The organism is Paracoccaceae bacterium, assembly GCA_033344815.1.
GTDB lineage: Bacteria > Pseudomonadota > Alphaproteobacteria > Rhodobacterales > Rhodobacteraceae > Roseobacter.
The window spans coordinates 4,308,191-4,329,387 of record JAWPMR010000001.1; the positions used below are offsets into that span (position 1 = coordinate 4,308,191).

A 21,197-nucleotide genomic window follows, 5' to 3' on the forward strand; every position below is an offset into this window, starting at 1 on the left:
GATGGCCTGAAAGCCCGCCTTACGGGCGTGCAAAGATCAGGCCTGGAAGATGCGGAAAACAGCGGACGCGGCCCAGCCTGCGGCAATGGCTATGGTGATCGACATGATGCCATAGAGCAGGGGTTGCCCCCGTGAAAGCTCAAAGAGCCAACGCTCCATACCGACTTTCTGAACATCGATTGTGGTCTCATAGCTGGAAACCACATTGCCGTCGCGGGTGAGGAAAATACGGGTGGCGTAGTCGCCTTCGGTCAGGGCTGCAGGCAGACGAACAGCAGTGCGAAACAGGGTCTGCTCGTTGACGGTGACACCCCCCTCGCGCAGTTGATAAAGGTCGGATCCGGTGCGAATCCGGATCAGAGCTTCGGTAAAGCTTTCAGAGTCCTGAATATTCGACGGCGCACCCACGGAACGGATTGCCCGCGGAACTGAAATCTTGTGCCGCAGATCTTCGACATCCTTGAGAACCTCCCGCAAAGGACCACTGGTCTGCACAGCATAAAAACTTGGCGCGCGATCAACCTCTACGGCATCCGCGTTGACCCAGATGCCAAGGCGTTTTTCCTTGCGCCGTACCGTCAAAGGGGCTGACGGCCCGGCCACAGTAACGATGACCTGAAGCGGTGCGCCTTCGGGTATCGCCTCTTCGCGCTTCACCGCACCAAAGATCAGAATGTCCGAGCCATCAAAATTGGTACTGATCGAGATTTTATCTTTGCTCAGACCCAACACAACTTCTTCGGCGAAGGCAGGCGCAGATAAAAAAAGCACAAGACTGAAGAGGACGTATGCCAATCTCCATACCATGCTCAATGCCCCGACGCGGCGCCGATGGAGTAAAGCTCCGACGGCATTAGCAAGAGATCAAGGGCGAGTTTTCCGCAGACTGCCAGAACCATGATGGCCAGCCAGATACGCAGCTGTTCGGCTTTCATTTTCACGCCGATTCGGGTGCCGATCTGCGCGCCAACAACCCCGCCAACCAGCAGCAAAACGGCCAGAACGATGTCCACGGTGAAGTTGGTTGTCGCGTGCAACAGGGTCGTGAACGCCGTAACAAAGATGATCTGAAACAGCGAGGTGCCAACCACCACCTTGGTGGGCATGCCCAGAAGATAGATCATCGCAGGCACCATGATAAAGCCGCCACCGACACCCATGATTGCCGCCAGAATGCCGACCGCGACACCGACGATCAATGGGGGGATCACAGAGATATAGAGACCCGAGACGCGGAAACGCATCTTGAACGGTAACCCATGGATCCAATTGTGTTTCTTGCGCACGGGGGCCTTGCCCGCTTTGGTGTTGCGGATGGCGTTCAGGCTTTCGATGAACATCAGCCCACCAATCACGCCGAGGAAGACCACGTAGCAAAGCTTGACCAGCAGATCGACCTGACCCTGCGCCTTGAGGTAGTTGAATACCACGACACCCAATGCGGCCCCGATCAACCCCCCGATGAGCAGCACAGTGCCCATCTTGAGATCCACGGTTTTGCGTTTGAGGTGCGCGAGTACACCGGAAAAAGAGGAGGCCACAATCTGGTTGGCTTCAGTTGCAACCGCGACGGCGGGCGGAATGCCGATCATGAACAGCAGGGGGGTCATCAGGAAGCCGCCGCCAACACCAAACATGCCAGACAAAACGCCCACGATCCCACCCAAGCCCAGCAAAAGGAAGGCGTTGACCGACAATTCGGCGATTGGGAGGTAGATTTGCATGATCTCTGTTAGAGCACAGGCAGGCATAAAATCAATGCTTCTTGCTGCTTTGCAGCAATCAGGACCGATATATAACGCAATTCTGGCCTTATCGGGGTCAGCGTTCTTTGACGTAGGGTTCCCCGCCCGCGCGAGGCGGGATGGCTTTGCCGACAAATCCCGCCAGAATAATGACGGTCATCACATAGGGGAGCGCGCCCAGCAAAGCCCCCTGAACCTTGATGCCCAACACCGCCTGAATAACGTCCGGCCGGGTTTCCAGAGCGCCGAAGAGGCCGAAGAGCAAGGTTGCATAGAGCGCATACCATGGGCGCCATTTGGCGAAAATCAAAGCGGCCAATGCGATGAAACCACGTCCGGCGGACATGTCCTTGACGAAACCGGCCTGCAGCGCGGTGGATAGATACGCCCCGGCAATACCGCATAAAACACCGCAAATCATCACAGCGGCGTAGCGCAGGCCGACCACAGAGACGCCAGCGGTATCCACGGCAGCCGGATTTTCACCCACTGCCCGAAGGCGCAGGCCAAATCGTGTGCGGAACAGGATCCACCAAGTGAGTGGTACCATGGCAAATGCGACATAGACGAGGATTGAATGGCCGGAGATAAGTTCTTCGTAGATCGGTCCAAGGAATGGGATGGTTCCCAGGCTTTCCGCAAAGGGCAGGGTGATTGGCTCAAACCGCGCGCCGCCCATCAAGGAAGGCGTGCGTCCGCCTTGGCTGAACCAGTCTTGAGCGATCAGCACGGTGAGACCGGCGGCGAGGAAGTTAATCGCAACCCCGGAGATCAGTTGATTGCCGCGAAATGTGATGGAGGCCAAACCGTGCAACAGGCTGAAAGCCATGGAGGCGGCGATGCCCGCCAGAAGGCCAATCCAAACAGATCCCGTGATTGCAGCAATAGCTGCTGAAAAGAACGCGGCCGCCAGCATTTTTCCTTCAAGGCCAATATCAAAAATGCCCGCGCGTTCAGAAAACAGCCCTGCCAAACAAGCCAAGAGCAAGGGTGTCGCCAGGCGCACTGTGCTGTCCAACAATTGGATGAGCGTCAGGAAATCCATCAGCTATTCCCCCGGCGCATCATCAGAAAGACCCGTTCGAGAGGCATCCGCACCATGTTGTCCAACGCCCCGGTGAAGAGAATGACCAGCGCCTGGATGACCACAATGAGTTCACGCGGGATTGAGGTCCAGAGCGCCAGCTCGGCGCCCCCCTGATAGAGAAATCCGAACAAGATCGCCGCAAGGAAAACGCCAAAGGGATGGCTGCGCCCCATCAGAGCCACGGCAATGCCGATGAAACCGGCCCCTTCCACGGCGTTCAGGACGAGGCGTTCGGCTTCACCCATGACGTTGTTGATCGCCATCATGCCCGCCAAGGCACCGGAAATCAGCATCGCGATCATGGTTATGGCCGTGGGGGAAATGCCACCGTATTTGGCCGCAGGCTCGGATTTCCCATAGCTGCGGATTTCATACCCCAACCAAGTGCGCCACAGCAGGAACCACACTAGTACGCAGGCCAGCAACGCGATTAGGAAAGTGACATTTGCGGGGGCTGCTTTGGAGAAATTGATGCCGATTGGAGCCAATATATCGTGCAGGGTCGGCAGGTGCACAGTTTCGGGAAAACGCGCTGTTGCCGGGTCCATACTGCCTGCAGGGCGCATGAGATTCACCAGCACGTAATTCAGCACTGCCGCGCCGATGAAGTTGAACATAATGGTGGTGATAACGATGTGACTGCCGCGTTTGGCTTGTAAAAACGCGGGGATTGCAGCCCAGGCTGCTCCGAACAACGCCGCCGCCAACGTCGCCCCCAAAAGGGCCAGCGTCCAATGCGGCCAAGGGATCAGCAGGCAGGCCAGCGCGACGCCAAGCCCACCCAGCATGGCCTGACCTTCGCCGCCGATGTTGAATAATCCGGCATGAAAGGCGACGGAAACAGCCAGCCCGGTGAACAAGAAATTCGTTGCGTAATAAAGTGTGTATCCCCAACCATAGGTGCTGCCCAAGGCGCCAGTGACCATCAGGTTCACCGCCGCGACGGGATCTTCGCCGATGGCAAGGATCACAATGGCAGAAAGAATCGCGGCCAGTACCAGCGAGATGAGCGGCACAAGGATCACCTCAGCCCATTTTGGCATCACTTCCATCGCTTAGGTCTCCACACCGGCCATCAACAGCCCCAGTTCTTTCTCGTCCGTCTCAGAGGACAGGCGTTCGCCCATGATGTGCCCGTCAAACATCACCGCAACGCGGTCCGAAAGCGCAAGGATTTCTTCGAGCTCCACGGACACAAGCAAAATAGCTTTACCCTTGTCGCGCAGGGCAACGATCTGTTGATGGATGAACTCAATCGCGCCGATGTCCACGCCGCGCGTTGGTTGCCCCACCAGCAAAAGGTCCGGATTGCGTTCGATTTCACGGGCCAGCACGATCTTCTGCTGGTTCCCTCCGGAAAAGTTCTTGGCTGCCAGTGCCGGGTTGGGCGGCCGCACGTCAAAGCGCCCCATTTTGGCCTCGGTGTCCTCTCGGATCGCCGCGTTATTCAGTAACAGCCCCGACTGATAGTCCGGGTCGCGATGATAGCCAAAAGCGGTGTTTTCCCAGGCCGAAAAGTCCATGATCAGACCTTCGCGCTGCCGATCTTCGGGCACGTGAGCGATGCTGCGCGCCCGGCGCGCGCGCCCGTCCGACAGCTTCCCGCTCAGGTCCAGCGGCTGGCCGTTGACCTCGATCACACCCGTGCCGTCAGCATAGCCTCCCAGCACTTCGAGCAATTCAGATTGCCCGTTGCCTGCGACCCCGGCAATGCCGAGGATTTCACCAGCGCGCACTTGCAGGTCGATGCCTTTGAGGCGTTCGACGCCCTTTTCATCCACCACGCGCAGACCTTTGATGTCGAGTACGGTTTTACCCGGCGTGGCGGGCGTTTTATCCACCCGTAACAGGACCTTACGACCGACCATGAGCTCAGCCAGTTCAGCGGGAGAGGTATCTGAGGTCTTGACCGTGGCGGTCATTTCGCCGCGCCGCATGACGCTGACCGTGTCCGTGGCTTCCATGATTTCGCGCAGTTTATGCGTAATCAGAATGATGGTTTTCCCCTCGGCACGCAGCCGATCGAGGATGCGGAATAATTGATCGGCTTCCGCAGGGGTCAATACGCCCGTGGGCTCATCAAGGATCAGAATATCAGCTTGCCGGTACAGCGCCTTGAGGATTTCCACGCGCTGTTGCATGCCGACACCCAGATCTTCGATCACCGCGTCGGGGTCCACATTCAGCCCGTATTCATGCTCAAGCTCCAGCAGGGTTTTACGCGCCTTGGCGAGGGAGGGGCGCAGCAAGCCGCCATCTTCAGCACCCAGAATGATGTTTTCGAGCACCGTGAAATTTTCAACCAGTTTGAAGTGCTGGAACACCATCCCGATGCCCGCAGCGATGGCCGCCTGACTGTCGGGAATTTCGGTTTTTTGGCCGCTGATGAAAATCTCGCCTCGGTCGGCCTTGTAAAACCCATAGAGGATCGACATCAGCGTCGATTTGCCCGCGCCATTTTCACCAATGATCCCGTGTATCGTGCCGGGCATGACGCGGATCGAGATGTCTTTGTTGGCCTGCACAGGTCCAAAGGCTTTGGAAATACCTTTGAGTTCAATGGCCGCAGGTGTGTCTGAAGCGGCAGTTGCCTGCCGCCCCGAAGTGTCGCTGGCGTTCATGCCTTAAAAGCTCAGAGCCGGGCAGCTGTCATCAGATGTATAGTCGTGCACGGCCAGATCGCCTGACGCGATTTTGCTCGCGGCATCATCCACCGCGGCCTGCATGTCACTGCTTACGAGGTCAGCGTTGAACTCGTCCATGGCATAACCAACGCCACCATTGGCCAGACCCATGACATTAAAGCCTTTTTCCATGCCGGGGCCATCTGACATTGCCTGATAAACTGCGTTGTCGACGCGTTTCAGCATGGAGGTCAAAACCTTGCCCGGGTGCAGATAGTTCTGGTTGCTGTCCACGCCGATGGACAGGATATCTTCATCGGCCGCGGTTTGCAGAACGCCCACACCGGTGCCACCGGCCGCTGCATAGACCACATCTGCGCCCTGGCTGATTTGCGCCTTGGTCAATTCGGACCCTTTTACCGGATCATTCCAGGCGGCTGGCGTTGTGCCGGTCATATTGGAGATCACGGTGGCGTCCGGGTTCACTGCCTTGACGCCTTGGGCATAACCACAGGCGAATTTGCGGATCAGCGGAATATCCATGCCACCGATGAAGCCGACGGTGCCAGAAGCGGAGGCTTTTGCCGCCATCATGCCGACGAGGAAGGATCCCTCATGCTCGTTGAAAACAACAGAACGCACGTTCGGGGCATCAACCACCATGTCGATGATCACAAAATCGGTATCAGGGTAATCACCCGCCACCTGACCCAATGCGTCACCAAAGGCAAAGCCGGTCATAACAATGGGGTTGGACCCGGACTCGGCAAAGCGACGCAGCGCCTGCTCGCGTTGGGCCTCGGATTGCAACTCGATGTCGCGGAAGCTGCCGCCGGTTTCTTCAGCCCAACGTTCGGCTCCGCGAAAGGCAGCCTCATTGAAGGATTTGTCGAATTTGCCGCCTAGGTCAAAGATCAATGCGGGTTCGGCCAGTGCCGCGCCCGCCGTCAGAGCCAAGCCAGCCGTTGCGCCAAGGAATTTTTGCATAAGGGTCATTCAGGTGTCTCCCGGTTGGTGATTTTGGAGCGTTTGCGGACCTTTCCCAGTCCATCGTCGCCCATTATGAGCAGATTAATTCTGTTCCTGCGCAAATTAGGACCCAGGTAGGCGGCAGGGTCAACCGGTTTTTGGGCCTGAGAGTGCGGATTCTGGCCGTGGACGTGGGGGCAATGCAACCGTCATGAGCACTGCGTCCACTGCCGGGCGGCACGCGCGCACATAATACCCTGTCCGACGACCTGTTTCGACGAATCCATGTTTCTGGTACAGGCGTTGCGCGGCGACATTGTCTGCCGCCACTTCCAAAAAGGCACTTTCACCTTCAGCCTGTACCATCCAATCCGACATCAACCCGTCCGCGACGCCCTGACGTTGACGGGCCGGTTCAACCGCAAGCGTCAGCAGTTCAACTTCACCCGCAACTGCACGGATCAGGGCAAAGCCGCCGGGGCGGTGAAAGACCGACACAAAGCGGCTGGAGAGCAACGTTTCGAATTCTTCTGCCGACCAAGGTCGTTCAACATTAAAGGCCGCGTGGTGAAGTCTGGCCAGGTCCTGGGGCGTCACGCAAGAATCCGCGGTGGGGCGTCACGCGCAGGTGCGGCATCCGCGGGGCGCATGTACAAAGGTGCCGGACGTTCGGTCACGTCACGAAAACGCGTCACGCTCAGACGGGCGATGGCTTCGGCAACGGGATAGGCCGCAGGAGCGCCGCCGTGCCCAATCAAGCGCCCGTCAACGGGCTTCAGATCAAGGGCATCAAGCATCTTCGGTTCGTGCGTGGTCTTGCCATCAAAAACCTGTGCATAGACCTGTTCCCGACGGGCATCAATTGCGCAAACACAGGGCGTCTGAGCACCATATTGCAAGGCTTCAAGGCTCGAAATTCCCACGGCCGGTATACCCAGCCCCAAGGCCAGACCGCGCGCGGCTGAAACGGAAATGCGGATGCCGGTGAAATTACCCGGCCCGATCCCGACACCGATGGCTGAGAGATCATCATAGGTCAGGCCGGCCTCTGTCATCACCTCCTGGCACAACACGAGCAGCCGTTCAGCTTGACCCTTGGTCATAGGTTCGTGGGCCTGGGCAAGGATCTGATTGCCGCCGATTACGGCCACCGCGCAATGCGCCGCTGAGGTATCAAAAGCCAACACCCTGGCCGTTTCGGGACGGGATGTATCGCTGCTCATTTCGGCGCTCTTTCGGTGTTCAACGTTGCACGGCCACTGCCTGCGTGCCGTTCCAGATCGTCGCGGATGTCCAGCCATGCCAGTTGCGAACCGGTATGACTGTGCAACGCAGGTGGAAGATCCTCCGCCTGATCCATTAACCCCAGTGGAACGTAGGTCTGATCCGGCAGGTAATCATATTGCGCTGCGAGAGGGGTTCCGCATGAGGCACAAAACCAGCGTTGAACGCCCGGCGTGTGGGTCACCGGTGCCCCGAGGCCCGGCTTGAAAGACACAGCATCTTCTGGAAACGCCGCAAAAGCCGCGACCGGGGCACCGCTCAATCTGCGACAATCGCTACAATGGCAATAGCTTACGATGGTGGGTTGCCTGTTTGAATGAAACGTCGTTTTCCCACAATAACAACGCCCGGTCAGGACAGGTAACGCCTGCGGTGTCATCGCGCGAACTCACTCAGGTTGCGACGGGACGTACTTCCGTCACTTCCGGGATATAGTGACGCAACAGGTTTTCAATGCCCATTTTCAGCGTAAGGGTTGATGACGGGCAGCCCGCGCAAGCCCCTTGCATATGCAGGTACACAACGCCGCGATCAAAGCCATGAAACGTTATGTCACCACCGTCTTGCGCCACGGCGGGCCGCACGCGGCTGTCCAGCAGTTCCTTGATCTGATCGACGATCACGCCGTCCTCGCCGTCGTGCTCCGCATGGCCTGAGGCAGGCGTGTGATCTCCGGCCATAACCGGTTGACCCGATTGGAAATGCTCCATGATCGCACCCAGAAGGGCCGGTTTAATGTGATCCCAATCCACCGCATCCGCCTTGGTCACGGTCACAAAGTCTGTTCCAAAAAACACGCCTGTGACACCATCGACAGCAAACACGCGTGTTGCCAAAGGCGATTTATCCGCGGTTTCCGCCGTCGGGAAGTCGGCGGTTCCCATTTCGAGCACGGTCTGGCCCGGCAGGAATTTCAAAGTTGCGGGATTCGGCGTCGATTCGGTCTGGATGAACATGGGCTACCTCCTGAGGATACTCCAGATATGCGGACCCCTGAGGTTTAAGTCAAGGTTTGGAATCATTCTAATCTTTGGGCATTCGCAATTGTCCGAGACTTTGCATCAGGTGATTGCTTCAAGCTTCTCTTTGCTCAGATCGCCGGGGACAATGGTGATCGGGATCGGCAAGTTACCGGCACTCTTGGTCAGCTGTGTCACCAGCGGGCCGGGGCCTTTTTTGCCCGTGCCCGCGCCAAGGACCAAAACCCCGATGTCGGCGTTCTCATGGATCTGTGCCAATATTTCTTCAACAGGAGGACCCTCCCGGATCACCAATCCGGGATCAATGCCCTGACGGTCCCGCATCCATTTGGCAAACACTTCATAATGAACCTGGATGCGCTCGCGGGCTTCTTCGCGCATCATCGCGCCCACACCAATCCAGTGATTGAATTCATCCGGCGGTATAACCGACAGGATTTCAACGCCGCCACCGGTATGGGCTGCACGCATTGCCGCGAACCGCATTGCATTCAGGCACTCACGACTGTCATCCAGAACGACAAGAAACTTACGCATCCTACCATGTCCCCCTTTTTTGAAGGATCATGACGCCAGTTGTGCAGGCGCGCAATCTCTATCTACGCGCGAATGGCTCTGGACAGCACGGACATAAGGGGCGTAGGTAATGCCGAAAAGCGGGAGGTAAAAAACCATGCCCATGCTGCAACTCATCTATGTCTCACGACCCTTTGGGTATGACCTGAACATGCTGGCGTCCATTCTGGCGACATCGCGGCTCAGGAATGCGCGGGATAATATCACTGGTGCTTTGATCTGCCGTTCGGATGTTTTTTTGCAATTGCTGGAGGGGCCGCACGCGCAGGTGGAATCGACCTTTCAAAGGATATGTGAAGATGACAGGCATCTGGATGTCACAAAGCTGGTGACGGGACCCGTAGAGGACAGGTTATTCCCCGATTGGGCGATGAAACATGATCCTGCAGCAAGCTGGCTATTTTCTCCGGAGGAAATCCACGACGGGGCCCTGACCGCCGCATCCAACGTTGATATTCGTGAGATCTTCATCCGATCAGCAATGGGCGACGGCTCATAGAGGTTCCGAAGCCGCCCAATCCCAGTACATATCACGCAGACGCCGTGCCATGGGACCAACCTGATACTGTGTCTCTTCAAAGGCCTTCACCGGGGTTATTTTCGACATGTTTCCGGTCATGAAGACCTCATCCGCGTGATGGAAATCATCGAAGGTCAAGACTTTTTCGTGCACGACAATGCCATCTGCCTTCATATTCGACATATGACGCGCGCGCGTGATACCTGCCAGAAAAGTTCCGTTAGCTATGGGGGTGAAAGCCTCGCCGTCCTTGACCATAAAGATATTTGCTGTTGCTGATTCCGCCACATTGCCCATCGCATCGGCGACCAGGGCGTTGTTGAAGCCACGGTTGCGAACCTCGACCAGCATACGAGCATTATTGGGATAAAGGCAGCCGGCCTTGGCGTTGACGACAGCATCCTCCAGAACAGGACGACGAAACCGGGTCTGCCCCAAGGTCACTGCCGCCTCTGGCGGTGCCATAGGAATTTGTTCCAGACTGATGGCAAAACCTGTGTGGTCCGGATTGGGTACGATCGCAGTCGCGTCCCCATGGATCGCCCAATACATCGGGCGAATATAGACTGCATCATCGGGTCCGTAGTGCCCGAGGCCCTCGCGCACGATCTCGACCATGTCCTCGGTACTGACGGTGGGGCGGATCATCAAGGCCTCAGCCGATCGATTGACCCGCGCGCAATGGGGTGCCAGATCAGGCGCGCGACCGGCGAAATACCGGGCACCATCAAAAACTGTAGTACCCAGCCAACTGCCATGATCGGCCGCGCGCATGATCGGCACATCGCTTTTGTGCCAGCGCCCTTCAAAATACGTAGTGATATTTGTGCCAATGCTCATGAAAAAAGAACTCCGGGAATATCAGGCGGGGACGTCCGCCTGTTTTTGGGCAGTTAAGGGACGCGGTATACGCCCTCGGGCAGATTGAGAGCCGCCGTCAAATCGCGCCATTGTTCCGGCGACAGCGTGATGGAGACCGTGCGGTCGGTGCGCGGGTCGTATTGGTTCAGCAAAATCGCGCTCTCGGTGGCATGCACCGTCACGTCTTCCTGCAGGGGCGTTGTCCCGTCATCGACAAGCGTTACTACGGTCGCGTCAAATTCGTGTTCGATGGTAAACATGCGCCCAGAGTACGCCATGCAACCTGCGATGCAAGAGGACAAAGCCTTGTGATCGGGGTGGTCCCGGCCGGTGAAGATGCTAAGGTAACAATCGGTGACTTTCCGACCACAAAGGACGCAATTCGATGCGATGCAGGCCGCTTATCAAAGTTTTGAGTGCAATCGCGCTTGCCGGGTGTACTGCCACCGGCCCGGCAACCACGTCGGGGCCTTTGCGCATCGAAAATGCGGCAAGCCCGCCCCAGTCGTTTGCGCAAATCGTCAGGACGGTCGAACCCGTTGCGGAGCAGGAGTGCCGCGAACGTACAGCGCGGGTCAATTGCAATTTCAAGATCCTCGTGGACGGGAGACCGGGTCAAGCCGCTAATGCCTATCAAACGCTCGACAGTTCAGGGCGGCCGATCATCGCCTTTACCCAGGCCCTTATTGATGACGCGCGCAATGCGGATGAACTGGCCTTTGTTCTGGGTCACGAAGCGGCGCATCACATTGCCGGTCACATAGCGCGCCAGCAGCAAAACGCAGTGGCGGGTGCTGTAATCGCCGGAAGTCTTGCGGTTCTGCTCGGAGGCGGTGCGGAGGCGGTGGAATCAGCACAAAGAACCGGCGCGCAGGTCGGGGCGAGAACCTATTCCAAGGATTTCGAACTGGAAGCGGATGCATTGGGCACGATCATCACCGCACGCGCCGGGTACAATCCTTTGCGTGGCGCACAGTTTTTCGCGCGCATTCCGGATCCGGGGGACAAATTTCTCGGCACACATCCGCCAAACAGTCAGCGACTTGAGGTGGTACGGCGCACAGCCGCCGGTTTGTGACAGATCTCCCAGAATCGACGTTGACACAGTTCAAGGAATGGGAACACGGACGGCCGTTTTGCATCCATTTTGGCATTTGCTGTTCGTCATGCCGTATTGTTTCCGCGCCATCGATTTAGGTTTGCGATGATCCGACCGCCGGGTTTGGGTTGGTTGGATAGATCATTTGATTTGGTCAGTTTCGGAGAATCCACGGTGCTTCGGTGGAATGTTTCTTTTTCCGGGTCACCGACATACGTCAGATGCGCGCTGGCGGACAGAGTGCCACGATGCCGCCGCGCGATTGATGGAAGTGTCCTTCATGGATTAGGAGGCCCATTCCCGTGACCAGGAAGCATGGTTGGAATTGTGTGTGGCGTTCTTCTTGATGCAACGAACGACACCAATTGAGCGGAATCCGCAAAGGCCAGATGCCGTCTGCTCAGCCGATGGTCGCGTGGCTAATCGTCTTTACCGCGACACGAGGGACGCGACGGCTTGGAAACCACGTCACCACTCAGTTCAAGAGGGCGAAGTTAAGTGAACTCAGACTCACAACCCGAGCCCTCGCAACGCGAGTTCATTTCGCAAAAAAACACTCACGGTGAGGCGTGGGCGGCGCAGATCTGCATGGCAATGCAGCGCCTCAAGTCCCATTACGGCATTTTGATTTAGAAACACGCCTTTGGTGACTGCGGTACAGGACAGGGGCCAACATGCCGTCGTAAATCCAATTGGCCACTTGGTAGATTCCGGGCTGGCTGACAACCTTCGCCAGCCAACGGTACCTTGGCAAACTTTGCCATAAAACAATGAACGCGGGGATGCCACTGAACACCTGATCGTCTTTCAACACATGAAGACGCTGTGCGGCCTGTTCGGCGGAAATTCCCCATCCGTCCAAAAGATCAGGCCGGTTCAGATCGTCAAACCGAACCGGTAGGGATTGCGCAGTGCTCATCCGCGCATAGTGATCTATTTCGCGGCTGCACACCGGGCATTCAGCGTTATACAGAACTTTTACTTTACTCATGAGTGTCAGATAAAACGCCACGCACCGCCGTCCAGCGTCCGAAGTGTCGCAGCCTACCGGGGTTTATTGCCGTCGATCCATTTCGACATCATCACTTTGTCGCGGAAACATTCCCGCGGGATATCGCGATGTTTGAGCCGCGCAATCCTTTCGGCAAAGGCAACTTGCTTGGATGATGGGTAATTGGCAAACCGACCGCTGGGCGGCTTTGGCTTGTGAACTTCAATCCACGCGGACAGTGCAGCCCGGTTGGCTGACGCATTGCTTGGAAGCGCCGCTCCTGTTTTTACAGCAATGGACTGTGCGTAGCGTATTTGTTTTTCGGTTGCCGGTTGAGGGGATTCTACCGGCAGGGCACCTTGAACTTTGGTGAAGAGGCCCGGAAATTGGGGTTCAAAGGACATGACGTGGTCTCCTTTCTCTCCAGAAGAGATAGAACATAAGGAGAACAAAATCAATATCTGCCCGTTAAGATTTCTTTAACGGCCTAGAGTTTTGAGTGACTGCCATCGCACAACGGCGCGTTCGACGTGGCTTTGCACCCGCAAAAAAACAGCTTTTTGTCGGCCTCGGCTTCGTATTTCAAAGGCGTGAATTCGGTTTCCTTGTGGGAGCCGTCACAAAAAGGTTGTTTTGCGGATCTGCCGCAAGAGCACCAAAAGTAGGTTTTGCCAGATATCACCTCAACGGGAAAGGGAGACTTCTGGGCGATTTTAGGGGCGTCGGTCATTGTATGGCTTTCTCTGTTGAAATGGCTTGCGGTGACGTGGGGGTCAACGTGGTGTGCCAATCCAAATAGCGCGCGATACGCCAGAGGCTAATTTGCCCGGTTGGCTATCCCGTCAATCGTCCCCAAAGGTCATACTCACCGGCTTCGTCGACCTCGACCGTAACGATGTCGCCAATTGACACTGCCTCGAACCCCGCGTCGATGAACAGATTGCCATCAATCTCCGGCGCGTCGGCTTTTGTGCGGCACGTGGCGGCCTCATCGTCAATATCATCAACGATCACTTCCATCCGCTGGCCGACCTTTGCTGCCAGTTTTGTTTCTGAAATGGCTTGTGCTTTTACCATGAAACGATCCCACCGATCCTGTTTGACGTCTTCGGGCACATGATCGGGAAGCGCGTTGGAGCGGGCACCCTCAACGTTTTCGTATTGGAAACATCCCACGCGGTCCAACTGCGCCTCATCCATCCAATCGAGCAGAGTCTGGAACTCAGCCTCCGTCTCCCCGGGGTAACCCACGATGAAGGTGGAGCGCAGCGTCAGATCCGGGCAGATCGCGCGCCAAGCCGCGATTTCGTCCAGCGTTTTTGCTGCCGCCGCCGGGCGCGCCATGCGGCGCAACACATCCGGGTGCGCGTGTTGAAACGGGATGTCCAGATAGGGCAGGACTAGCCCTTCTGCCATCAGCGGAACAAGGTGTCGTACATGCGGGTAAGGATAAACATAATGCAGACGCACCCAGGCCCCGAGTGATCCCAGATCCCGCGCCAGATCGGTGATATGCGCGCGATGCCCGCGATCCGTCGCGTGCTTGATATCAACCCCGTAGGCAGAGGTGTCCTGACTGATGACCAGCAGTTCCTTCACGCCGCTTTCAACCAGTTTTTCGGCCTCGCGCAGCACCGCATGGGCCGGACGGGATTGCAGACGTCCGCGCATGTCAGGGATGATGCAGAACTTGCACTTGTGATTGCAACCCTCTGAAATTTTTAAATAACTGAAGTGTCTCGGTGTCAGGCTGACACCAGAAGCGGGGAGCAGATCCACAAAGGGATCAGGGCTGGGCGGCACGGCGACATGCACCGCGTCCAGGACCTGCTCGTATTGGTGTGGACCCGTGACGGCCAACACATTCGGATGTGCACCGGTGATATATTCCGGCTCGGCACCCAGACAGCCGGTGACGATGACCCGGCCATTTTCCTGCAATGCCTCACCAATCGCAGACAGGCTTTCAGCCTTGGCGCTGTCCAGAAAGCCGCAGGTGTTGACGATCACGGCATTGGCACCTGCATAATCGGGTGAAATGCCGTACCCTTCCGCGCGTAGGCGTGTCAGAATACGCTCACTATCCACCAGTGCTTTGGGACAGCCGAGGCTGACCATGCCAATGGTGGGTTGGCCGGGACGGATGGGATCGCTCATCCGGGCCTTTGGGGCCAGATCGGGGCGCAGATTGGGTGGGTTTGTGCTCATGTCTTGCGCTATAGTGGAAGTGACGAGCCCCGAAAAGGGGGTGTGGACAAAGGTGGAGGGTGCGCCGTGAAGTGGATTTTGCGTCTTGTGGCGTTTATCGTCGTGATCTTGGCGGTCGCGTTCGTTTCAATCTTGTTGTTACCAGCCGAGCGCATTGCGCGCATCGCGACAGATCAGTTGAGTGCCGCGACCGGGCGCGATGTGTCGATCAGCGGTGATGTTGGACTGACCTTTTGGCCGGTTTTGGGCGCACGTGCCAACGGTCTGGCGCTTGGCAATGCCGACTGGGCGGAGGGTGGGGCAATGTTTGAAGCCGCCTCCGTGGCCATTGGCGTGGATGCCATGGCGCTGATCAGTGGCGATATACGCATCAAGAACATTGAAGCCGAAAGCCCGATCATAAGGTTGGAACAACGCGCTGATGGCCGTGCGAACTGGTTGTTCTCTGAACCCGCTGCAGCATCTTCAGAAACCGCGCCGCAACCAGAATCCGCACCCGTTGCAGAAAGCGCTCCCGCACGCCAGATCAGCATCGAGCAGGTCAAGATCACCGATGCAACCTTGATCTATGCCGCAGAGGGCAGTGCCCCGATTTCATATGAGGGTGTTAATCTGACGTTGGATTGGCCGGACCCGTTGGGATCTGCAGATATTGCCCTCTCCCTGCAACCCGGCGACAGCACAGTGACCGTGCAAGCAGCCATCGACGGATTTGCGGGCTTCATTTCAGGGGAGACGCAAACCCTGCGCGCAAGCGTGGAAACGACGTCGGGAACGCTGTCCTTTGATGGCAGGGGAAGCACTGCAGGCGCAGTTGCGGGAACACTTGCGTTGAAAACGGACAGTACGGATGGGTTCTTGCGCGCCCTGGGTCAGGCTGGTGTGGACCCGCCGGACAACCTTGGTCGCCGGGTCGATATGATGACGGCTGTGACGTTGACGCCGGATATGCAACTGGCGTTGCGCGACCTTGTGGTTGATTTCGGAGGCAATAAAATCACCGGCGCTGCAGACATTGCAATTGGTGATGTCCCTCAGGTGAACGCGCAGCTGAACGTAGGGGATCTGGACCTGAAGCAGGATACCACGTCTCCTGCAAACACCGGCGGGGGCGGCGCGAGTACCCCTGATACCGGGGCCGGGAATGCCGCCGCGACAAGCGGCTGGCCGACGACAGCGATAGATGCCAGCGGTCTGGCAGCGTTCAATGGCGAAATTGCACTGGCAGCCAACAGCATTGATTTGGGGCAATTCAAGATCGGCGCAACACAGGCGCTTTTGCGCAACGACCGCTCGCGCATGGTGTTTGATCTGCGCGACGTTCAGGCCTATGGCGGCAATGTGACCGGCGAGTTTGTCATTAACAATCGCGCTGGTTTGTCGGTGGGCGGTCGTCTGGACGTCAACAACATCCAGATGCAGCCTTTGCTGACTGACGCGGCTGACATTGATCGCCTGACGGGGCAGGGTACCGTACGCCTGTCGTTCCTCGGCTCTGGACCGTCGGTCGATGCAATCATGCGGTCCCTGTCAGGGGATGGATCCCTTTCTGTGGGCCGTGGGACGATCCTTGGGATTGATCTGGACCGGTTGATGCGCTCAGGCGACACCGGCGAGGGTACAACCGTGTTTGACAGTCTGGGCGGCACTTGGACCATCGCAGGTGGCGTGCTTTCAAACACGGATCTGCTTTTGCAACTCAAGAACTATCAGGCAAGCGGAACCGGCGTTGTCGGGCTGGGCGCGCAAACGGTGGATTACACCGCAACGCCCGTCGCTCTCAGAGCCAACAGTGGGCAGGGACTCTCGATCCCGGTACGATTTGTCGGGCCATGGACAGACGTGTCGATCCGCCCCGACTTGGAAGCGGCGTTTGACGCAGAGATAGACGCCAAAACCGATGAGCTGGAGAACAAGGCCAAGGAAAAGTTGAATGAAGAGCTTGGCATTACCCCACAGCCAGGCCAATCGACGGAGGACGCGGTGAAGGATGAACTCAAGGACAAGCTGCTGCGCAAACTCTTTGATTAACCGTCCAAGGTGCCGACGTGCCCAGGCGGATCAGATGATTACGGGCGACGCTTTGGCTAATCGATCGAAGCTCATCAGGGTTTCTATCAACGCCGGCATCTGATCGAGATAGACCATATTTGGCCCATCCGAGGGAGATTTGTCAGGGTCCTCATGGGTTTCGATGAAGACCGCAGCCACACCAATGGCCACGGCAGCACGCGCCATCACCGGTGCAAACTCACGCTGACCACCTGAAGAGCCGCCGCGCCCGCCCGGTTGTTGCACGGAATGTGTCGCATCCATCACGACCGGGTATCCGGTCTGCGCCATCTGGGGCAGGGAGCGCATATCCGCGACCAGTGTATTATAGCCAAATGACGTGCCACGCTCTGTCAACAAGATCCGTTTGTTCCCGGTAGATTCGATTTTCGTGACGATATTGGGCATTTCCCAGGGGGCCAGAAACTGGCCTTTTTTGACGTTGATCGCGGCGCCTGTTGCCCCGGCTGCTAACAGCATATCTGTCTGGCGGCATAGAAAGGCCGGGATCTGGAGGATGTCGACAGCCTCAGCTGCCGCTGCACATTGCGCCTCATTGTGGACATCCGTCAAAACAGGCACTCCGATGCTGCGACCAACAGACTGCAACACCTTCAAACCCGCGTCGATGCCGAGACCCCGGACACCGCTTAGAGACGTGCGGTTGGCCTTGTCATAGGATGCTTTGAATACATATTGCGCGCCGACGGCGTCACAGGCCTCCTTCATGCGCCCGGCGATCATTTGCGCATGATCCGCGCTTTCCAACTGGCAAGGGCCTGCAATCAGAGTCAGGGGTTGGTCGTTACCAATCGTCAGATCGCCAACTGCTACATGCGTCATTTTGGGGATTTACCTGTTCGCGAGATGTGAAACGTCGCCGCGATCATCAGACAGACGTCGCCGAAGATCAACCCGGGTTTCGAAGGGGCGCTCCAAACACATCGGCTGCAAAGGCGTTCCTTTGACGCATGGCTGACGGTGGTTGCAATATGTCCAAGCGTGTCACCGGGTGCGCCGATCTGTTCGCGGGGTTTAACCCAGCGTGCGACTTCGGTTTCAACCACGCAGCGGGGCGTATCAGGCCAGCGCTTGCCAGGCCAAACCCGCAATAACTGCACCGATCAGAGCAAAGGACAAATAGGCCGCAAAAACACGGGGTTTCACCAACGCCCAGACGGCCACAGCAGCAGGAATACAGCTGACACCGCCCGCGATCACAAAAGACATTGCAGCACCCGGCGCCATCCCTTGAGTCAGCAGCGCGTCCACGAGGGGGACCGCAGCATAGCCGTTCAGATAGGCTGGTGCACCGACAAAAGCGCCCATCAGGATTGGCCAGATGCCAGTGCCGCCCAGCAGTCCGGCAATCATTTCTGCCGGGATATAAGCGAGCATTATCGACTCGATGACATATGCCAGCGTGAGCCATTTGGTTAGGAAAAGCGCGTTTTCGAGGGCTGTATCACGAAAGGTATCGCGTCGGTCTGTTTCCTGCCAGAAGCGCCAAACAGGTGCTCCGCCAAATGGTTTTTTCACGCCACAACAACCGCCTATGGCCGGACGTTCACGCAAAGGATCAGAAAAAATCACGGTTCGGGCAAACAACATGGTGCCAAATCCGCCCAAAATGCCAAGACCGATGGCAGATATCGCTTTTGCCGTCGCAAATTCCCATCCCAATGTGCCGGATGTGATGGCGAACATCGCCGGATCCATCAGTGGGGACGCCAGCCAAAATGCCATCACCGCCCCTAAGGGCGCGCCAACGGCCAAGAGGGCCGCGATAAAAGGAATGACTTCACAGCTGCAAAACGGCGACAGCCCGCCAAGAAGGGCGGCCATAACGATCATGCGGGACTGGTTGCCCGAGAATGCCTTGGCCAGGAGCGTTTCCGCACCGGAAGCCTTCAGATAAGCCACAGCGAGCACTGCAAAGAGGATAAACGGCGCCGTGCCCGCCAGTGCTTTTGCCAAAAACAAAAGGGTCGGTGTCAATTGGGCCGTATCAAAAAGCGCAATCAATACCAGTAGGGCGAATGTAAATGCCCAGGCACCGGGGCGCGGGGAGCGGCGGGCGATGGTCTGTGTCGGAGTTGCATCAGCCATCTTTGTGGTCTCCATTTGGGGTTCTGCTATCGGCGCAGCATTCATTGAGCAGGAAGCTGGACAACGTCTGTACTTCCTCGAACGCTACCGCCGCGCAGATGATGCTGCGTCCTTGTTTGGCTTGCGTCACCAGACCTGCAGATGCCAGAATTTTCATGTGATGCGTCAGCGTCGAACCGGTGACGCCAGTGCGTGTGCCTAGTGCCCCGATGCTCAGACCCTCTGGGCCTGCCCTGACCAGCGTTCGCAAGACGCTCAGACGTTGTTCTGATCCGAGAGCGGCAAATTGCGCTGCCGCGATCGTCAAGTCACCAATTTCCAGCGAATTCATTTTCATGATTCTAGAAATATGGGAATATGAGTAAGGCTGCAAGTAATATTTCGATATTTGTCGAAATAATGCTTGGGCGTAAAAACCGGCCATCTGAAGGAGCGTAGCCGGCGGCCTGCGAGCCAGTGCCAAAATGTGTAGTGTCGCCGGTTTTTACTCGCGAGGAAATGCCTTGGCCCTCGTGGTGTTTGAGAAGGACATGTCACAGGCGCAGGTTACGATTGATCCGCGTGCAAACGAGCTCTCATGCGTAGGGCCATTGAGACGAGGGATTGCGATCCGTTGCAGTCTGTTTTGCTTGTGCCTCATGCCCGAAGCTTGCGTGTGGCGCATTGTGAGGAGGGCCGTTTGACTCGTCACCAGACCTGTCGACGCATGGGCCTTACCTGGGAAATGTCGCTTCGGAAAATGCGACTTCTGTTGGAAGCTATGCTAACAATGGATTTGGGGCGCATTTTCAAGAATGGCTTTGAATGCAACGGAGGGACAAATCATGGGAATTCGAAATACAGATGGGCGTGGCCAGCTTTTTGGCTCGATCTTGGACACGATAGGAAATACGCCGACAGTGCGCATTAATAATGTCGCGCCAGACCACGTGCAAGTTTACGTAAAATTCGAAGCCTCAAACCCAGGGGGATCGGTCAAAGACCGCCTTGCCGTTAACATCATCGAGGCTGCGGAGCGAGACGGGCGGCTCAAGCCCGGCCAGACCGTGGTTGAGGCGACGTCAGGAAATACCGGCATTGGCCTTGCGATGGTCTGCGCGGCAAAAGGTTACCCGCTTGTTGTTACGATGGCAGATAGTTTTTCTGTCGAACGACGCAGGCTGATGCGATTTTTCGGGGCAAAGGTCGTTTTGACACCACGTGCCCTGAAAGGTTTTGGCATGTATAGCAAAGCCAAAGAACTGGCTGAGGAAAACGGTTGGTTTCTGGCGAGCCAATTCGAAACGCCGGACAATGCTGACATACATGAGAATACAACGGCGCGCGAAATCCTGGGCGATTTTGACGGACAGCAACTTGACTATTGGATCACGGGATACGGCACAGGCGGCACTGTATCGGGCGTCGGGCGTGTGCTGCGCAAAAGCCGGCCGGAGACAAAAATCATTCTGACTGAACCGGCCAATGCCGCTATCGTGGCATCCGGATACGTCAACAGCAGAAACGACGCACATCAGCCCACCGAAAGCCACCCCTCCTTTGAGCCGCATCCGATTCAGGGGTGGACGCCAGATTTCATTCCCTACGTGCTGCAGGAAGCTTTGGATGGATCCTATTATGACGAACTCATCCCTGTGGCCGGGCCTGATGGTATCGCGTGGGCGCGACGTCTGGCGGCTGAAGAGGGTATTTTCACCGGAATATCGGGGGGGTCGACTTTTGCGATCGCCATGAAGATCGCGCAAACCGCCCCCGAAGGCACCGTGATGTTGGTGATGTTGCCGGATACCGGCGAGCGCTATCTGTCCACGCCACTTTTTGAAGGCATCGCAGAAGAGATGACCGAAGAAGAGATTGGAATTTCCCGATCCACCCCGAGTGCGCAGATGACGGGCACGTGACGTAATCGCAAACCACAACACAAAGGTAGGCATTTCCCTGGAAAGCGCCCAAGGCCGGATAGCGACACATACGGTTTCTGTGCGGACCGGAGTCCAATTCAGGCGTTTTCATCCATCTCGATTGATGGAGGGTTTTTGTCTGATTGGTATTATTCTTCCTGATGGACGGCGTTGTAACGACCAGCTTCACT

25 protein-coding genes are annotated in these 21,197 nt (G+C 57.0%); 4 read left to right on the plus strand and 21 right to left on the minus strand.

All coding sequences use genetic code 11. The features are described 5' to 3' along the window. Positions 1 to 36: 36 nt before the first annotated feature. From R8G34_20020 to R8G34_20070, 11 genes are all read right to left on the minus strand, one after another. A complete protein-coding gene (locus R8G34_20020; GenBank protein ID MDW3225144.1) occupies positions 37 to 807 on the minus strand; it encodes a TIGR02186 family protein in 771 nt (256 codons plus the stop codon). A 2-nt stretch (positions 808 to 809) separates the two neighbouring features. Continuing rightward, positions 810 to 1,724 carry a sulfite exporter TauE/SafE family protein gene (locus tag R8G34_20025; GenBank protein ID MDW3225145.1) on the minus strand — a complete coding sequence of 305 codons (915 nt, stop codon included), beginning with the start codon at positions 1,722 to 1,724 and terminating at the stop codon, positions 810 to 812. A gap of 97 nt (positions 1,725 to 1,821) precedes the next feature. Continuing rightward, positions 1,822 to 2,790, minus strand: a complete 969-nt coding sequence (locus tag R8G34_20030; protein ID MDW3225146.1) for an ABC transporter permease — start codon at positions 2,788 to 2,790, stop codon at positions 1,822 to 1,824. Continuing rightward, entirely contained in the window at positions 2,790 to 3,884 is a 1,095-nt protein-coding gene (locus R8G34_20035) for an ABC transporter permease (GenBank protein ID MDW3225147.1), read from the minus strand. Before R8G34_20035 ends, R8G34_20030 begins: the two co-directional genes overlap by 1 nt. Before the next feature lie 3 nt (positions 3,885 to 3,887). Next, positions 3,888 to 5,453: an ABC transporter ATP-binding protein gene (locus tag R8G34_20040; protein ID MDW3225148.1), complete on the minus strand. Its 1,566-nt coding sequence runs from the start codon at positions 5,451 to 5,453 to the stop codon at positions 3,888 to 3,890. A 3-nt stretch (positions 5,454 to 5,456) separates the two neighbouring features. After that, positions 5,457 to 6,452 carry a BMP family ABC transporter substrate-binding protein gene (locus tag R8G34_20045; GenBank protein MDW3225149.1) on the minus strand — a complete coding sequence of 332 codons (996 nt, stop codon included), beginning with the start codon at positions 6,450 to 6,452 and terminating at the stop codon, positions 5,457 to 5,459. A 120-nt stretch (positions 6,453 to 6,572) separates the two neighbouring features. Then, complete coding sequence (locus R8G34_20050) at positions 6,573 to 7,022, minus strand: GNAT family N-acetyltransferase (protein ID MDW3225150.1); 450 nt, start codon at positions 7,020 to 7,022, stop codon at positions 6,573 to 6,575. Next, on the minus strand, positions 7,019 to 7,648 hold the full coding sequence (gene tsaB / locus R8G34_20055; GenBank protein MDW3225151.1) for a tRNA (adenosine(37)-N6)-threonylcarbamoyltransferase complex dimerization subunit type 1 TsaB: 630 nt from the start codon (positions 7,646 to 7,648) through the stop codon (positions 7,019 to 7,021). Before tsaB ends, R8G34_20050 begins: the two co-directional genes overlap by 4 nt. Continuing rightward, complete coding sequence (locus tag R8G34_20060) at positions 7,645 to 8,064, minus strand: GFA family protein (GenBank protein ID MDW3225152.1); 420 nt, start codon at positions 8,062 to 8,064, stop codon at positions 7,645 to 7,647. The genes tsaB and R8G34_20060 overlap by 4 nt, the downstream gene beginning before the upstream one ends. 37 nt (positions 8,065 to 8,101) lie before the next feature. Then, positions 8,102 to 8,665 carry a NifU family protein gene (locus R8G34_20065; protein MDW3225153.1) on the minus strand — a complete coding sequence of 188 codons (564 nt, stop codon included), beginning with the start codon at positions 8,663 to 8,665 and terminating at the stop codon, positions 8,102 to 8,104. A 105-nt stretch (positions 8,666 to 8,770) separates the two neighbouring features. After that, on the minus strand, positions 8,771 to 9,226 hold the full coding sequence (locus R8G34_20070; GenBank protein ID MDW3225154.1) for a universal stress protein: 456 nt from the start codon (positions 9,224 to 9,226) through the stop codon (positions 8,771 to 8,773). Between the two features lie 136 nt (positions 9,227 to 9,362). Between R8G34_20070 and R8G34_20075 the strand changes: the two genes are divergently transcribed. Further along, on the plus strand, positions 9,363 to 9,764 hold the full coding sequence (locus R8G34_20075; protein MDW3225155.1) for a BLUF domain-containing protein: 402 nt from the start codon (positions 9,363 to 9,365) through the stop codon (positions 9,762 to 9,764). Here R8G34_20075 and R8G34_20080 read toward each other — a convergent pair. Then, a complete protein-coding gene (locus R8G34_20080; GenBank protein MDW3225156.1) occupies positions 9,759 to 10,625 on the minus strand; it encodes a branched-chain amino acid aminotransferase in 867 nt (288 codons plus the stop codon). The two genes, R8G34_20075 and R8G34_20080, sit on opposite strands and share 6 nt — an antisense overlap. A gap of 53 nt (positions 10,626 to 10,678) precedes the next feature. Continuing rightward, positions 10,679 to 10,906 (minus strand): hypothetical protein, encoded by a 228-nt coding sequence (locus R8G34_20085; protein ID MDW3225157.1) that lies wholly within the window; start codon positions 10,904 to 10,906, stop codon positions 10,679 to 10,681. A 125-nt stretch (positions 10,907 to 11,031) separates the two neighbouring features. Here R8G34_20085 and R8G34_20090 point away from each other — a divergent pair, with 125 nt between their 5' ends. Then, on the plus strand, positions 11,032 to 11,724 hold the full coding sequence (locus tag R8G34_20090) for a M48 family metallopeptidase (GenBank protein ID MDW3225158.1): 693 nt from the start codon (positions 11,032 to 11,034) through the stop codon (positions 11,722 to 11,724). A gap of 625 nt (positions 11,725 to 12,349) precedes the next feature. On the opposite strand, the gene R8G34_20095 is transcribed toward R8G34_20090, so the two are convergent. From R8G34_20095 to rimO, 4 genes are all read right to left on the minus strand, one after another. Further along, positions 12,350 to 12,736: a DUF393 domain-containing protein gene (locus R8G34_20095; protein ID MDW3225159.1), complete on the minus strand. Its 387-nt coding sequence runs from the start codon at positions 12,734 to 12,736 to the stop codon at positions 12,350 to 12,352. Between the two features lie 53 nt (positions 12,737 to 12,789). Then, positions 12,790 to 13,188, minus strand: coding sequence for a hypothetical protein (locus tag R8G34_20100; GenBank protein ID MDW3225160.1), 399 nt, complete (start codon positions 13,186 to 13,188; stop codon positions 12,790 to 12,792). Between the two features lie 35 nt (positions 13,189 to 13,223). Beyond that, positions 13,224 to 13,466: a CDGSH iron-sulfur domain-containing protein gene (locus R8G34_20105; protein ID MDW3225161.1), complete on the minus strand. Its 243-nt coding sequence runs from the start codon at positions 13,464 to 13,466 to the stop codon at positions 13,224 to 13,226. A 104-nt stretch (positions 13,467 to 13,570) separates the two neighbouring features. Further along, positions 13,571 to 14,944 carry a 30S ribosomal protein S12 methylthiotransferase RimO gene (gene rimO, locus R8G34_20110; protein ID MDW3225162.1) on the minus strand — a complete coding sequence of 458 codons (1,374 nt, stop codon included), beginning with the start codon at positions 14,942 to 14,944 and terminating at the stop codon, positions 13,571 to 13,573. Positions 14,945 to 15,010: 66 nt separating this feature from the next. Between rimO and R8G34_20115 the strand changes: the two genes are divergently transcribed. Next, positions 15,011 to 16,975: an AsmA family protein gene (locus tag R8G34_20115; GenBank protein ID MDW3225163.1), complete on the plus strand. Its 1,965-nt coding sequence runs from the start codon at positions 15,011 to 15,013 to the stop codon at positions 16,973 to 16,975. Between the two features lie 30 nt (positions 16,976 to 17,005). Here R8G34_20115 and kdsA read toward each other — a convergent pair whose 3' ends face one another. The 4 genes from kdsA to R8G34_20135 are packed head-to-tail and all read right to left on the minus strand — an operon-like array spanning position 17,006 to position 19,442. After that, positions 17,006 to 17,839, minus strand: coding sequence for a 3-deoxy-8-phosphooctulonate synthase (gene kdsA / locus R8G34_20120; GenBank protein MDW3225164.1), 834 nt, complete (start codon positions 17,837 to 17,839; stop codon positions 17,006 to 17,008). Then, entirely contained in the window at positions 17,836 to 18,063 is a 228-nt protein-coding gene (locus tag R8G34_20125) for a hypothetical protein (protein ID MDW3225165.1), read from the minus strand. Before R8G34_20125 ends, kdsA begins: the two co-directional genes overlap by 4 nt. A gap of 13 nt (positions 18,064 to 18,076) precedes the next feature. Further along, entirely contained in the window at positions 18,077 to 19,105 is a 1,029-nt protein-coding gene (locus R8G34_20130; protein ID MDW3225166.1) for a permease, read from the minus strand. Continuing rightward, positions 19,098 to 19,442 carry a metalloregulator ArsR/SmtB family transcription factor gene (locus R8G34_20135; protein MDW3225167.1) on the minus strand — a complete coding sequence of 115 codons (345 nt, stop codon included), beginning with the start codon at positions 19,440 to 19,442 and terminating at the stop codon, positions 19,098 to 19,100. Before R8G34_20135 ends, R8G34_20130 begins: the two co-directional genes overlap by 8 nt. Before the next feature lie 487 nt (positions 19,443 to 19,929). On the opposite strand from R8G34_20135, the gene cysK reads away from it, so the two are divergent. After that, positions 19,930 to 21,006, plus strand: a complete 1,077-nt coding sequence (cysK, locus tag R8G34_20140; GenBank protein MDW3225168.1) for a cysteine synthase A — start codon at positions 19,930 to 19,932, stop codon at positions 21,004 to 21,006. Positions 21,007 to 21,197 lie beyond the last annotated feature (191 nt).

What these genes read in the sequence shown, in the direction of transcription:
- R8G34_20020 (MDW3225144.1), bottom strand. Translation starts at nt 807, where the DNA reads ATGGTATGGAGATTGGCATACGTCCTCTTCAGTCTTGTGCTTTTTTTA.
- R8G34_20025 (MDW3225145.1), bottom strand. Translation starts at nt 1,724, where the DNA reads ATGCAAATCTACCTCCCAATCGCCGAATTGTCGGTCAACGCCTTCCTT.
- R8G34_20030 (MDW3225146.1), bottom strand. Translation starts at nt 2,790, where the DNA reads ATGGATTTCCTGACGCTCATCCAATTGTTGGACAGCACAGTGCGCCTG.
- R8G34_20035 (MDW3225147.1), bottom strand. Translation starts at nt 3,884, where the DNA reads ATGGAAGTGATGCCAAAATGGGCTGAGGTGATCCTTGTGCCGCTCATC.
- R8G34_20040 (MDW3225148.1), bottom strand. Translation starts at nt 5,453, where the DNA reads ATGAACGCCAGCGACACTTCGGGGCGGCAGGCAACTGCCGCTTCAGAC.
- R8G34_20045 (MDW3225149.1), bottom strand. Translation starts at nt 6,452, where the DNA reads ATGACCCTTATGCAAAAATTCCTTGGCGCAACGGCTGGCTTGGCTCTG.
- tsaB (MDW3225151.1), bottom strand. Translation starts at nt 7,648, where the DNA reads ATGAGCAGCGATACATCCCGTCCCGAAACGGCCAGGGTGTTGGCTTTT.
- R8G34_20065 (MDW3225153.1), bottom strand. Translation starts at nt 8,665, where the DNA reads ATGTTCATCCAGACCGAATCGACGCCGAATCCCGCAACTTTGAAATTC.
- R8G34_20070 (MDW3225154.1), bottom strand. Translation starts at nt 9,226, where the DNA reads ATGCGTAAGTTTCTTGTCGTTCTGGATGACAGTCGTGAGTGCCTGAAT.
- R8G34_20075 (MDW3225155.1), top strand. Translation starts at nt 9,363, where the DNA reads ATGCCCATGCTGCAACTCATCTATGTCTCACGACCCTTTGGGTATGAC.
- R8G34_20080 (MDW3225156.1), bottom strand. Translation starts at nt 10,625, where the DNA reads ATGAGCATTGGCACAAATATCACTACGTATTTTGAAGGGCGCTGGCAC.
- R8G34_20085 (MDW3225157.1), bottom strand. Translation starts at nt 10,906, where the DNA reads ATGTTTACCATCGAACACGAATTTGACGCGACCGTAGTAACGCTTGTC.
- R8G34_20090 (MDW3225158.1), top strand. Translation starts at nt 11,032, where the DNA reads ATGCGATGCAGGCCGCTTATCAAAGTTTTGAGTGCAATCGCGCTTGCC.
- R8G34_20095 (MDW3225159.1), bottom strand. Translation starts at nt 12,736, where the DNA reads ATGAGTAAAGTAAAAGTTCTGTATAACGCTGAATGCCCGGTGTGCAGC.
- R8G34_20105 (MDW3225161.1), bottom strand. Translation starts at nt 13,466, where the DNA reads ATGACCGACGCCCCTAAAATCGCCCAGAAGTCTCCCTTTCCCGTTGAG.
- rimO (MDW3225162.1), bottom strand. Translation starts at nt 14,944, where the DNA reads ATGAGCACAAACCCACCCAATCTGCGCCCCGATCTGGCCCCAAAGGCC.
- kdsA (MDW3225164.1), bottom strand. Translation starts at nt 17,839, where the DNA reads ATGACGCATGTAGCAGTTGGCGATCTGACGATTGGTAACGACCAACCC.
- R8G34_20130 (MDW3225166.1), bottom strand. Translation starts at nt 19,105, where the DNA reads ATGGCTGATGCAACTCCGACACAGACCATCGCCCGCCGCTCCCCGCGC.
- R8G34_20135 (MDW3225167.1), bottom strand. Translation starts at nt 19,442, where the DNA reads ATGAAAATGAATTCGCTGGAAATTGGTGACTTGACGATCGCGGCAGCG.
- cysK (MDW3225168.1), top strand. Translation starts at nt 19,930, where the DNA reads ATGGGAATTCGAAATACAGATGGGCGTGGCCAGCTTTTTGGCTCGATC.